Genomic DNA, 13,722 nt, shown 5'->3' with positions numbered 1-13,722 from the left:
TCTTCCATATTTGTTGGAAAACCCCTGTTTTTTTGAAAGGGGAGAAACATTGTGACAAAACATCTGTTTATTATTTCATTAGATGCTCTAGGCTCGCTTGATTTAAAAGATATGAGTGAATTGCCTGTGTTACACGAATTAATTCAAAATGGGACACATATTGAAGAAGTAACAACCATTTATCCATCTCTTACATATCCAGCGCACACATCTATTATAACGGGACACTATCCAAAAACACATGGTATCGTAAATAATACGAGAATCCAGCCAGAAAAAGACTCGCCTGATTGGTATTGGTATAAAAAAGCAATTCAAGTACCTACTTTATATGAGTTAGCGAAAGAAAAACAAATGACAACAGCGGCATTTTTATGGCCTGTAGCAGCAAAGAGTGGAATTGATTATAACATTGCTGAAATTTTCCCAAATCGCTTTTGGTTAACTCAGATGATGGTTTCTTTAAATAGTAGCTCTCCGCTTTTTTTAATTGATATGGAACGGAAATTTGGAAATCTGAGAAATGGTATTAATCAACCTGCACTAGATGATTTTTTAACAGCTGGAGTGGTTGATACAATAAAAACAAAAAAACCTAATTTACTTTTAGCTCATTTAGTTGATATGGATAGTATGCGTCATGCACATGGGGTTCATTCTGTAGAAGCTAAAGAAGCTTTAAAACGTCACGATAACCGACTCGGACAAATTATTCAAGCCACCAAAGAAGCAGGGATTTATGAAAATACCGTTTTTGCTGTTCTTGGAGATCATTATCAGATAGATGTTACCCATGCGATTCGCTTAAACCTTCTTTTTGCGGAAAAAGGATGGAGTCAATCGGTCGATAATAAAATCACGGAATGGCAAGTCTATGCAAAAAGTTGTGATGGTTCTTGTTATATTTACACCAATAGTAATAAACTAATTCCAGAAATTATCAAGGTTCTTCAAGAAGTAAAGGGAATTGAAAACATTATTTCCCATGAAGAAATTTGTCATTTAGGGGCAGATCCAAATGCCGCACTAATGTTGGAAGGGCAAGTTGGTTACTATTTTACGGATGATTTATATGGTCCATTAATTGAAGAGGTGACGGAAGAAAAGCTTGGAAAACCTGGTTATTATAGAGCTGTTCATGGTTATTCTCCTGAAAAAGCGAATTACAATACAACTATACTCTTCAACGGTCCAGGTATGAAAGCTGGAATGAAAATAGCTAATGCAAGATTAGTTGATGAAGCACCTACATTTGCCAAAATACTTGGGTTACAATTCCCAACTACAGCAGGCAAGATACTAAGTGATATATTCGAATAAAAAAGGGGAGAAATCTAAGTGGCGTATACAAAAGAAGAAAAAAGTTGGATTTTTCAAGATTGGGCAAATTCGGCCTATTCGATTATGATTACAACGGCAATTTTGCCTATTTATTTTAAAGGAGTTGCGGCGAATGCAGGTATTGCAGACACCACATCAACAGCATATTGGGGGTATGCTAACTCCATCGGTACGTTGCTTATTTCATTACTAGCCCCGATTTTAGGGACCATTGCGGATTACCAATTTTTCAAGAAACGTTTTTTTGGTGTTTTTACAGCTATTGGGATTGCTTTTACTTTTTTATTAATTTTTATCCCGACAGATGCTTGGCTATTGTTACTAGGTTTTTATGTTTTATCACTTATTGGTTTTTCGGGGGCGAATATTTTTTATGATGCTTTTTTAATTGATGTTACAACGAATGCGCGCATGGATAAAGTATCTTCTGCAGGCTATGCATTTGGTTACCTTGGCAGTTGTATTCCTTTTATCATTTTTATTATTTTTCAAGCAACTGGTATTTTGCCAATTAGTGATGTAGCTCTTGTTAACATTGGTTTTATCCTAACAGCGCTTTGGTGGCTATTCTTCTCCATCCCAATGTGGAAAAATGTCCAGCAAATCCACTATATTCCAGCAGTGAAAAATCCTGTTAAAACAAGTTTTAAAAGACTTTTCCACACTATTCGTCATATTCGTGAGCATCAGAATATTGTCCTCTTTTTAATTGCTTATTTCTTTTATATTGATGGGGTGGACACTATTTTTCGAATGGCAACATCTTATGGAATTGATTTAGGGATATCACAAACAACTTTAATTCTTATTTTATTAATGACGCAACTAGTAGCTTTTCCATTTACTTTGTTATATGGTTTTTTAGCGAAACGTTTTAGTGCAAAACCACTTATTTTCACAGCTATTTTTGTGTATATCATTATTTGTATTTATGCCATCTTTATGAAAACAGCATTGGACTTTTGGATTTTAGCTATGTTGGTTGGAACGTCTCAAGGAGGGATTCAAGCACTTAGCAGATCTTTTTTCGGAAAAATTATTCCTAAAAAGCGTTCTAATGAATTTTATGGTTTTTATAATATTTTCGGAAAATTTTCTGCTATAATTGGTCCTGCGTTAATGGGAGCTATTGCACAAATCACAGGGAAAACGCAGTATGGTGTAGCAAGTTTAATCGTTCTTTTTCTAGTTGGTGGAATTTTATTTCTTTTTGTCAAAGAGAAAAACTTAGAAAATCTTTAATTCCTTTTAAGAAAGTCCTTATATTCAAATGTTATTCTAAATGTAACTTTTGAAAGGGAGGAAGCCAGGATGAAAAGATACTTTATTATTCTAATTCTACCAATTATGTCTGTTTTTGCAGCAGTGGCAATGTATTTTTCCTGGTTCCAGGAATGGCTCTACTTTTACTTAAAGCATGTCATGGCCTCAGTTAGTCATATGGGCTATATTACAGTTGGCATCACAGCTTTGTTACTTTATTTTGTTACTGTTCAATTAATAAATTGGAAAATTAATAAAGCGTTACTTGTCCTTTGCTATATGATTTATTTTGGCATTCTCCTTTGTTTATTGTTTGGTAAAGCCTCGAATACGCAAGGGTTTTCTAGTGATACTTTTGGTTTTATCGATACTTTTTTATCAGGAAATTTACGTGTAATTATTATTGGGAATGTGCTAGCTTTTATTCCAATTGGCTTCTTATTAAAAAAAGTAGGATTTATCAAAGCAATACTTTACGCCATGATGATGATTTTTGCGATAGAGGGCGCTCAATATATTTTGCATGTAGGTTACTTTGATACAGGGGATGTATTTTTAAATGTTTCTGGTATTATGTTTGGATATATGCTTATTCGTTTTTTGAATATAAGAAAAAACTACAAAATAAAACCGACTAGCTAATTTAGCTTCGTCGGTTTTTCTGTTATTTTCTTACATATTGTCGTCTGTGATCTTGAATTCCAGTTAACATTATTTCAGCTGGGTCGCTTGATGGATTGATTTCAAGTGTTGAGCCATCTTTTGGTAATTGTTGTTTAAATTTAGTTTCATATTCGGTAATCGCTAATTTAGAGCGGTTATTTAATAATTCCTCATGTGTCTGTGTTTGAAGATATTTTTTAAAACCTGGTTGTAGTACACCATGGAAAAACTCGCCAACTGCGCCTGAGCCATAACTAAAGAAACCAATTTTATCATTTTCTTGTAAGTTACTTTGATGGTCTAATAGCGAGATAAAGCTTAAATATAAAGAACCGGTATAAATATTACCGATGTTCCGGCTATATAAAGTGCTTAGTCGATAGTTTTCCAATAATTTTTCTTGTACTGCTGGTGGTGCTGTTTCAATAATTAAATCTAACGCTTTTTTGCCCATTTTCGTATAAGGTAAATGAAAGCAAATAGCTGCAAAATCTTCCAATTTTTGATTGAATTTTTCTGTATACCTCGTCCAAATTGTATCAAAGAAATGAATATATTGTTCTGTGGAATATTTTCCTTCAACACATGCATATTCAGAATAGACAGGGCGCCAGAAATCCATAATATCCTCTGTATAAAACACATTATCATCTTGGAGCGCAATACAGCGTGGATTAGCGGAAACAACCATAGCAACTGCTCCAGCACCTTGTGTTGCTTCACCAGCTGTAGAAAGGCCGTAACGAGCAATGTCAGAACCAATAACTAATACTTTACTCTCAGGGTTTTTTGCTACATAATCTTTCGCTAAATTAATCCCAGCAGTTGCCCCATAACAAGCTTCTTTTATTTCAATCGCACGTGAGAAAGGTTGAATACCAAGTAAACGATGAATATAAACCGCTCCAGCTTTTGATTCATCAATTCCCGATTCTGTTGCTAAAATAACCATATCAATCGCTTTCAAATCAGCTTCATCTAAAATTTGTCTTGCTGCATTTGCTCCCATTGTAACGGAGTCTTGGGTGATCGGAGCAAAGGCCATTTTATCTTGACCAATTCCAATCGTAAATTTATTCGGATCAATATTTCTCGCTTCAGCAAGTTCTACCATATCCACATAAAACGCCGGAGTATAAAAACCTATCTTATCAATTCCAATTTTCATATGTTCGTCTCAAGTCCTTTATATTTTATTTGTAAGTACTTTAATTTTAGTAGAAAAAGAAGGAAAATACAATACATCGGGCTTAATCTAGTGAGTTTTTAGCAAGTTTCATGATATAATAACTAATACATTATTACATTTAAAGGAGTTTGCTATGAACGAAGTAGTTATAATAGATGCCGCTCGAACACCAATCGGAAAATTTGGTGGAAGTTTAAAAGATGTAAATGCAGTAGAACTAGGAACAACCGTTGTAAAAGGCCTACTAGAAAGAACCAACATTGCACCTGAAAAAGTAGATCAAGTTATATTTGGTAATGTGCTACAAGCTGGTCTTGGCCAGAATGTAGCTCGACAAATCGCTATTAATGCAGGAATTCCTTATCAAGTACCAGGTGTAACTATTAATGAAGTTTGTGGATCTGGTCTAAAATCCATTATGTTTGGTAAACAAGCAATCCAACTAGGAGAAGCAGATATTGTTGTAGTAGGAGGGACTGAAAATATGTCCCAAGCACCGTTATTACTTAATCCTGAATTAGTTGAGGAAGAATTCAATCCTAAAAACCTAAAAAATAGTATGTTAATCGATGGTTTAACCGATGTATTTGGCGAATACCATATGGGAATTACCGCTGAAAACGTTGCAGAAAAATTTGCTGTGTCGCGTGAAGAACAAGATGCCTTCGCTCATAATTCGCAAATGAAAGCAGCTAGAGCCCAAGAAAAAAATCTTTTTGAAGATGAAATTATTCCAGTACAACTTACAGATGGAGCTTTTTTCCAAAAAGATGAAACCATTCGTGCTAATTCGACTTTAGAAAAGCTTGCTACACTAAAAAGCGCTTTCAAAGAAGGGGGAACGGTAACAGCAGGGAACGCATCTGGTATTAACGATGGTGCTTCTGCCATTATTTTAATGTCTAAAGAAAAAGCTATAGCAGAAAATATTCCTTATTTAGCAACAATTAAGGTTACATCAGAAGTCGGTGTTGATCCTGCAATTATGGGATATGCGCCATACTACGCTGTTAATGAAGCTTTAACTAAAGGCGGCTACTCGATTAATGACATAGATTTATTCCATCTTAATGAGGCATTTGCTTCTCAATCGGTTGCTGTTGCTAGAGACCTTGAAATTCCAGAAAATAAATTAAATATTTATGGCGGTGCTATTGCATTAGGGCACCCAATTGGCGCTTCTGGAGCACGCATTGTCGTATCATTATTAAATGAATTAAAACACGAAAACAAGCAAACTGGTCTAGCCTCTTTGTGTATCGGTGGTGGAATAGGAATTGCGATAGTGGTTGAAAAAGCATAAAATAAAAAATACATTGCGAAGCTAATGTCAAGAATTTCTTGCATTAGCTTTTTATTTCCACTATTCATTTGTGTCTAAAGTGTGAATATTTATGTGTCAATATTATGAAAAGTGCCTATTAGCCTCAATACTGAATCTCTTTAGTGCTAGAATATAGTATATTCAGAGAAACAGGAGGTCTTTAATGAAACAGCGAAGAAAACTATATATATCATTTCTTTTATTATTTTCCATCGTGAGTATGACTTTAGTCCCTTATACTGCCAAAGCAGCCCCATTAATGTTAAATATTCCTGCTCCACAAGTTGATCAACTTTATATTGGTGATGACTATATAACCGGAACATTACAACAAGAAGTTCCCATGCATTATCCTGGTAATGGAGCATTTGTCTTTTTAAACAATAAACAATACAACGTGTTTGATTATACGGTTGAAAACGACACTTACTTCCGTCTTAAGTTACCAAAAACGCTTGAAGCAGGAGACACATTAAATTATTTTGCTATTACAGGAAACGTATTAGATCCAGTTGCTTACCCTGGACAAGAATCTTACAAAATGGCGGGACCATTTACACCTATTGAAAAAGCTGAGATTCAAGTTAATTATCTAGATGAAGCTAGTCAACCATTAACTAATTCTGATACACTAAAAGGTAAAATCGGTGAAAGTTATACCACCACACCAAAAGTAATTGATGGCTATCAGCTAAAAATAACTCCCAATAACGCAACTGGGACATTTACAACGAATACTGAAGTAACAGAAGTGAATTATGTGTACGAAATAGCTCCATCTATAGGTGAAAATGTTACTGTTCAGTATATTGATGAAGCAACCAATCAAGCCATTGCCCAATCAGAAACTCTCACTGGAAACATCGGAGCTTCTTATCAAGCAGCTGCTAAAACGATTGATGGATACGAACTTGCTGAAACGCCATCCAACCAATCTGGAATCTTTTCTGCAGACGCACAAACAGTCATTTACAAATATAAAAAAGTTACTCCACCAGCTATTGCTCAAGATATAACAGTAACTTATCAGGCTACTGATGGTAAGACTTTAATGGGACCAATCATTTTAACTGGTAATTTAGGTACATCATATGAAACAGAAGCAAAATCTTTTGTTGGCTATACACTAACAAAGAAACCCGCTAATAGCACCGGAACATTTACGACGGAAGCACAATCCGTTCACTATATTTATGAGAAAACGAAACCGATTGTTGCAGAAGATGTAACGGTATCCTATGAAGATACAAATGGAAATGTCCTTTCTGATTCGATTATTTTAAAAGGAAATGTTGGAGAAATTTTTGAAACAGAAGCAAAATCTTTTGTTGGTTACACATTAACTAAACAACCTACCAATAAAATTGGAACATTTACCACTAGCGCACAAGATGTATTGTATGTGTATACTAAGAACAAAGATAATGCGAAAATAATTCCAAGGGAACCTTTAAAATTAACTGGAATTGCGAGCAAGAGCACGGAAAAAGCGAATCTTGCTACAAGTCAAAGTCTAACAAAAATGCCAAATTCGCTTCCAAAAACAGGGGATACAAGTAGTAATACTCCTTTAATTATTGGAATCACATTAATAATAGGCGCGGGTTATATGATTACTGCCCGAAAAAAAATTAAATAAATTTTTCATGTAAGTCCTAGTCGTAAACACGATTAGGGCTTATTTTTATGCAAATTAGCAAAATAATAAAGTGAATTTTCTCATATTATTCACTAATTCTTCATAAAAAGGGGAAATGGCTTATTTTTTTATGAATATAGCCAAAAATATAAGGGGCGAGCAGGATATTATAGAACTAGATGCAACAATATAATCCTAAAAGGAGCGAACAAATGATTAGAAAAATTTTCTCAGGCGTCTTAGCAGGTGCTATTTTAGTACAAGCAACGGTCGCCCCCACATTCATTATAGCCAGTGCAACCGAGACTAAGACGCAACAAGATAGCGTGGAGATGCAAGTGTCCTCTGAAAATACAGGTCTAAATAACAATGAAGTAATCATCCAAAACACTGTAAAAGGTCAAGTCTACACATTAGTTCTGCCGGAACAACTGCAACTCGATACAAAAAAAATCACTGAAAATATCGATTATGGTAAAACCAAGAATGAGGTAACAATTACAGGAACAGGAGACAAAATATCTCTATTATTGATTGCTTCTAAAGCAGGTAACTATAAATTAGAACTAAAAGCAGGCACAAATATCGCTGCTAGTTTAAATTTAGTTATCCAAAAATCAGAAAGCGAACTTCCTAAAGATAATAATAAATTAGGAAACAATCTATTGAGAAATGAGCCAATAGTTGCTTCGTCTATTTCTGATAAACTTTCACTTCAAGCTGAAGCAAGTAAAACCACCTTAAGCAATTACACGGAACAAATGACCGTCAGTTACTCGATTAATTTTCTTGATGGTTCAGCGACATTAAAAGATGGGAAACTTGTAATTGATTTCACTGGCTCCGGGCTAGAACCAGTGAACTATCCAAAAAATATAGCGGCTAATCTGAATGTGAAGTCTGCAACGTATAGCTCTTCTACAGATAAGTTAACTATTAATCTAGTTGATAACATTCCAAGTGGAGCACCGTTTGATATTCCTATTGTCGTTCGAGCTAGCTATGATGCATCACCTGGAAAGACAAAAGACTTAAAAGCGACTCTTTCTGCTTCAAACAATAATGGAGATACCTATGAACCTGTCGAGAAGACAGTAAGCGTCACGTTTGCTGGAAGTGACACGAATAAAGAATATGAACCCATCACTGCTGGAGATGGCAGTTGGGATTTTGCCCCAAGTAGAAACATATCTTTTTCGCTTATGCCAAAGGGGTATGATATTACTTGGCCCACAATTACTAAAAAGAGTAGCGGGAATAAGAGCTTTAAAAATTTAAAATTAGAATATCTTAAAGAAAATGGTGCAGGTATTGTTAACTTTAGTATGTCTAATTTAAATATCATTAAACCAGGTGAATATTGGTCTTCCCTTAGTGCGATTAATGGAGCACCTACTCAAATTAGCAATACATCCGAAAAACAAGTAGTAGAGTTTGGTCCAATTAATGCTAATATGTATAACCAAGTACAACTAACAGTATCTTCTAACATGCCTGCAAATGCCGTAGCAGGTACAGTTTATACAGGAACTATAAATGTCTATGATGAAGATGTTTTAGTTACAACCTTAAAAGTGAGCTCTACTGCACTTGCTCCAAAATCCACTGTAACTGTCGATAGTTATGTTTCCAAAACCAGTATGTCTGAAAATGATATTATCGAATGGGGATTCACACCCAGAGTAGCTTCTTCTATGTCCGGAGTAAATGACTTACAAATTACTGCACCGGTTCCCGAAGGACTCAAGCCACTCTCTTTTATCCCCAACAATAATTCTCTTAACTCAATAAAGAAATTAGAGTATTATCAAAATGGTGTATGGAAAGCGATGGCTGCCAATACTCGAAGTGGGTGGGATTTGACAAAAGTGGACCAATCTTCGCAACGAATCGAAAAGTACCGAATTACTTATAAAGATGGTATTGTAAGCACAAGTGACTTACCTCCTTATAGCCCAGGCACATTTCGCCTTCAAAATACTGGCATAAAAGCTGGTGACTCATTCGTATTACAACCAGAATCAATAACCTATACCGATTTTGATAAAACAAGTAAAACAGTGGATGCAACTACCAATGCCTTAAAGAAAACGATTCAGGTAGTGGAGCCAACCACTAGTCCAGCTAAAATCAATGGTGCTGTATTTTATCCATCAAGTGTAAGTTATTATGGTCAAAATTTTGATAGCTCGATTTTCTTTAATGGGGATAGTATTGCCCAATCTGTTCGTCTGGCGAGTTATGCCAATAAATTAGAAAATCCCTATATTTTTGTTATTGTTCCAAAAGGGATGGATGTAACTTTATTAAGAAATTATATTCAACAGCCTTATGCTAGTGTCTTAAACTACACATACGCACCGAGTAATGGAATAGATACACTTTATCCAAAAGCTTCCGCAGATGTTAGTGGTGAAGAAACTCTAACAGACGGTTCTACGTTGCTTTACTGGGAGGCGCCTAACACCAGTTTGTCACCAGGTTTGAATCAATGTGAAATGTTGGCAATAGATTTAAACTTTAAGCTAAATAAAGTGAACAGTGGTGAAAATAAAGTAGAATTTGGAATGGGCTCGATGACGGATACTAGCTGGACCGTAAATGGTGCAGGTAACAATGGGCTCAGCGCTAAAACCTTATCCAGTGAACTCCAATCTAAACTACCTGGAGTGACTACCAGTAAGTATTTATCCACCACAATGATCGCGAACGTAGGTATTTCTAACAGCTTAACGACCAAAATGAAAATCAAAGGAAGCGAGAATAAAGAACTCGTTGATGTTAGCACCACCACCGCAACAACAATTCCTGGTAAAAAAGTTGACTACAATTTAAATTTTAAAAATAACGGAACCAAAAATATGAACAACTTAGAAATTATCGACATCTTACCCTATGTAGGCGACCAATATGTTCTTGGCACCGGAGATCGTGGTTCGCAGTTCTCCGTCATCCCAACAAGCGAAATCGAAGTGCTCGTTAATGGGAAGAAAAGTGATACTGCGACCGTCGAGTATTCTACTAGCACCACACCAGAACGATTTAATGCAGATGGGGAAGATGTTCCTGGTGCAGCGTGGCAAATGACCGCACCAACCAACATGGCGGATGTTAAAAGCTTCCGAATCAAATTACCGAATACCGAATTCAAAGTAGGCGACCAAATTGACCTTCATTTTGAAGGGGTTGTTCCAACCGATGCGCCACGGAACGGTGAAATTGCTTATAACTCTATCGCTTACCGAGTGGATAAAGAAACCGCATCTGGTACGAGTAAGCTAGCTTCTGAACCACCACGCGGCGGTGTGAAAAGTACTACACCAGCTACCGATTTAAGTCTCGCAGGGGATTCCTTTATTGACTTGAATAAAAATGGTGTACAGGATAGTGGAGAGAATGGGCTTAACTCAGTTCAGTTAGATTTATATAAAAAAGAAAACGGAGAATGGGAGAAAACAGACACGATTTATACTTCTCCTGACTCTGCTAATCAAAAAAATGGGTTGTTTAACTTTGCTGGCTTAAGAAATGGCACTTACAAAATTGCCGCTCATTTACCAAATAAAAATGCCGACTTTGTTACTACAGGAAATAACAAAGTGGTGGTAGACACGAAAGATGCGAGTCTTGGCTGGCTAACCAAAAATGACTCGACGGAGTTTACTATTGATGACTTAGCAAGTGGAAACCAAAAAGCTATCACAGGCATTCAGCTACCTATATATATGTCCACACCTGTCCAAGGAGCGGTTATCTTTATGAACAAAGCCGGCGAACGGAAAATCACGCCCTATGGAGAAGGCTACCAAGTATCACTGCTAGATGAGGACGGTAAAGAAGTGAAACCCACTGTGACCACAAATAGTAAAGGAGAATTTGCCTTTCGTGATGTCGTTATTCAAAGTCCGGTCAATTATACCTTACAAGTGACCGCACCATCAGGAACTAAAATAGTCTATGCACCACAGAATATAGCATTTAACCGTACTACCGGAGTGTATGCATTAAACAATTTAACACCTGGTGTCGGTAACACTTCAGAAATTTATATTACTGATGATGGGTTACCAACAACGACCATTGAATTAGATCGCACCGTTTCACCCAAAGCCATTACGATTGATTCGAAAGATACCGCGACGGAAGTAACCAACAAATGGACGGTAGAAGATGAGCAAGGAGTACTCGTTTATGAAGGGACTGGAAAGATAATTCGTATTCCAAATGATGAAGGTACCTATACTGCTACAAACACAGCTACAGATGAAGCAGGGAATACGGCAACTGCGCAAAAAACATTTGATATGGATAACACGGCACCAGTGTTGGCTATCAATCCAGATGCTTCCATCGAAGTGAACAGCACGGAAGCCGATATAAATTGGGTGAAGCCTTTAATTGCAACGGCTAATGATGCACATGATGGAGCGATTACACCGACCATTGATTACCGCCAAGTCGTTTGGAATGAACTCGGCACTTATCCAGTCACTATCCAGGCCACGGATGCGTCTGGAAATGAGTCCACGCAAACGGTCCAAGTCCAAGTAGTGGATACCATTGCTCCGACTATTTTAGTAACGAACAACAAGCTCACTTATACGGTGGAAGACATGCGTGCTTTGACCGAACAAGACTTATTCAAAGCAGCAGGTCTGATTGGTGGAGACAACTATGATTTGGCACCAGGGCAAGCACCACAACCAAACAAAAGGCCCATGATTTTCACTAGTGACTTTAATACGGTATTTGACGCTATTTCTACCGTGAAAAAAGGTTCGTATCAAGTACAGGTCAACTTGGAAGATTCGAGCGGAAACGAAGCAATTCCACAAACAATTTCCATTATCGTGCAAGATACAGAAGCACCTGTTATAACCGCAGACGATGTGACTTATCATATCAATGCGAGCAAAACGGAGGCGGATTTCCTTCAAGATGCACATGTAAAAGTGACCGACAACAATGATGACGCAAAAGATTTAACCGTCAGCACTGATTTCGCTACCCAAGTCCATTTCGCAAAACCAGGGAAATACGAAGTCACCATAAGCGCAATCGATACTGCAGGGAACGAGTCCACGAAAAAAGTCCAAGTGCAGGTAGAAAAAGACAAACCTGTCATTTCCACCGATAAAGAAATTACGTATCAAGGAAAAACGAATGTCAGCGAAGCGAAATTCTTAAGTGATATTCACGCAACTGTGACGGATGAACTAGAGAAAGACGTACCAGTGACAAGCAATTTTTCCCAAAAAGTAAACCAACATAAAGTCGGCAGTTATGAAGTGACTTTAAATGCAAAAGACTCTTACGGGAATAAAGCCAATCCGGTCATCGTGTACGTGCAAATCGAAAATAAAGTGGCTCCTACTTTAGAAAATGTGACTGATCAAACGATGGAGGCAACCAACCAAATGCCAGCATTGTCCACTGTTTTCGGTATCCAAGCAACCGATTATATGACTGGAGAAGCTTTAAAAATTTCCTATACTCCAGGTCAACCCATCCAAGGAAATGTGCCGGGGACGTACACAATAAAAGTCAGCACAAAAGATACTGTAGGGAATACCGCAGAAACAACCGCTACTTTAACCATTGTTGACACAACTGCACCAAGCTTCACCACATCTAAAACAACCAAACAACTAGAAATCAACACGAAAGCACCAAACTGGCTGACTTTCTTTGGTATCGAAGCAAGCGACATTGTCGATGGGAAGGTTACAAAGGAAGTTCAAGTGGATGCAAAGGAAGTCAATTTAGCGAAACTCGGTACCTATCACATTTACTTCATGGCGACTGACCAAGCTGGTAATGCTGCAAAACGATTAACTACGACAGTCCAAGTAGTCGATACTAGTTTACCAGAATTAATGGTTACCAAAGATAAAATCAGTTATCCAAAAGGCAAAACGGTATCCGAGATCCAATTCCTGCAAGATATTGGCGCAAGTGCAACAGACAATAATGGAGATGTGACTATTACAACCGATATTAACAAATCAGTCAACTGGAACCAATCAGGCACCTATAAAGTGACGGTTACTGCGACTGATTCATCTGGTAATGTTACCAAGAAAACGATTCAAGTAACGATTCAAGGAGACAAATCAGCGGTTGTCATCCCTTCAGAAAGCAGCAATCATCAAAATAACAATGACTCTTCCAAAAACAAGAAAAACATACCAGAAACAGGGGACACGTGGAACACAATGTTACTCCTTACTGGAATCATCCTTCTTCTAATCGGAATTTGGTTATTCCGCAGAAAAAAAGCAAAATAAAATAAGCAGAAAATAG

The 13,722-nt window shown here is 37.0% G+C and carries 7 protein-coding genes; 6 read left to right on the top strand and 1 reads right to left on the bottom strand.

Annotation, left to right across the window (positions count from 1 at the left end):
- The first annotated feature begins 51 nt into the window (after nt 1–51).
- The 3 genes from HCJ50_RS09560 (at nt 52) to HCJ50_RS09550 (ending at nt 3,246) form a co-directional block, all read left to right on the top strand.
- Nucleotides 52–1,320 (top strand): alkaline phosphatase family protein, encoded by a 1,269-nt coding sequence (locus tag HCJ50_RS09560; RefSeq protein ID WP_185348103.1) that lies wholly within the window; start codon nt 52–54, stop codon nt 1,318–1,320.
- Between the two features lie 18 nt (nt 1,321–1,338).
- The gene (locus HCJ50_RS09555; RefSeq protein WP_185348101.1) at nt 1,339–2,583 is read left to right on the top strand and encodes an MFS transporter; all 1,245 of its coding nucleotides are present in this window, start codon (nt 1,339–1,341) and stop codon (nt 2,581–2,583) included.
- A 69-nt stretch (nt 2,584–2,652) separates the two neighbouring features.
- Complete coding sequence (locus tag HCJ50_RS09550; protein ID WP_185348099.1) at nt 2,653–3,246, top strand: VanZ family protein; 594 nt, start codon at nt 2,653–2,655, stop codon at nt 3,244–3,246.
- Nucleotides 3,247–3,268: 22 nt separating this feature from the next.
- On the opposite strand, the gene HCJ50_RS09545 is transcribed toward HCJ50_RS09550, so the two are convergent.
- Nucleotides 3,269–4,435 carry a hydroxymethylglutaryl-CoA synthase gene (locus HCJ50_RS09545; protein ID WP_185348097.1) on the bottom strand — a complete coding sequence of 389 codons (1,167 nt, stop codon included), beginning with the start codon at nt 4,433–4,435 and terminating at the stop codon, nt 3,269–3,271.
- A gap of 154 nt (nt 4,436–4,589) precedes the next feature.
- Between HCJ50_RS09545 and HCJ50_RS09540 the strand changes: the two genes are divergently transcribed.
- From HCJ50_RS09540 to HCJ50_RS09530, 3 genes are all read left to right on the top strand, one after another.
- A complete protein-coding gene (locus HCJ50_RS09540; RefSeq protein WP_185348095.1) occupies nt 4,590–5,759 on the top strand; it encodes a thiolase family protein in 1,170 nt (389 codons plus the stop codon).
- 184 nt (nt 5,760–5,943) lie between these two features.
- Nucleotides 5,944–7,419 (top strand): MucBP domain-containing protein, encoded by a 1,476-nt coding sequence (locus HCJ50_RS09535; protein WP_185348093.1) that lies wholly within the window; start codon nt 5,944–5,946, stop codon nt 7,417–7,419.
- A gap of 212 nt (nt 7,420–7,631) precedes the next feature.
- Nucleotides 7,632–13,706, top strand: coding sequence for a LapB repeat-containing protein (locus HCJ50_RS09530; protein WP_185395668.1), 6,075 nt, complete (start codon nt 7,632–7,634; stop codon nt 13,704–13,706).
- Nucleotides 13,707–13,722: the final 16 nt, after the last annotated feature.

The sequence above is a fragment of the Listeria immobilis genome (genome assembly GCF_014322765.1).
GTDB lineage: Bacteria > Bacillota > Bacilli > Lactobacillales > Listeriaceae > Listeria > Listeria immobilis.
Note: the sequence above shows the minus strand (reverse complement) of the source record. Positions and strands in the feature narration are given on the sequence as shown.

Coding starts and splice junctions, on each gene's coding strand:
- HCJ50_RS09530 (WP_185395668.1), top strand. CDS start 7,632: ATGATTAGAAAAATTTTCTCAGGCGTCTTAGCAGGTGCTATTTTAGTA.
- HCJ50_RS09550 (WP_185348099.1), top strand. CDS start 2,653: ATGAAAAGATACTTTATTATTCTAATTCTACCAATTATGTCTGTTTTT.
- HCJ50_RS09545 (WP_185348097.1), bottom strand. CDS start 4,435: ATGAAAATTGGAATTGATAAGATAGGTTTTTATACTCCGGCGTTTTAT.
- HCJ50_RS09540 (WP_185348095.1), top strand. CDS start 4,590: ATGAACGAAGTAGTTATAATAGATGCCGCTCGAACACCAATCGGAAAA.
- HCJ50_RS09535 (WP_185348093.1), top strand. CDS start 5,944: ATGAAACAGCGAAGAAAACTATATATATCATTTCTTTTATTATTTTCC.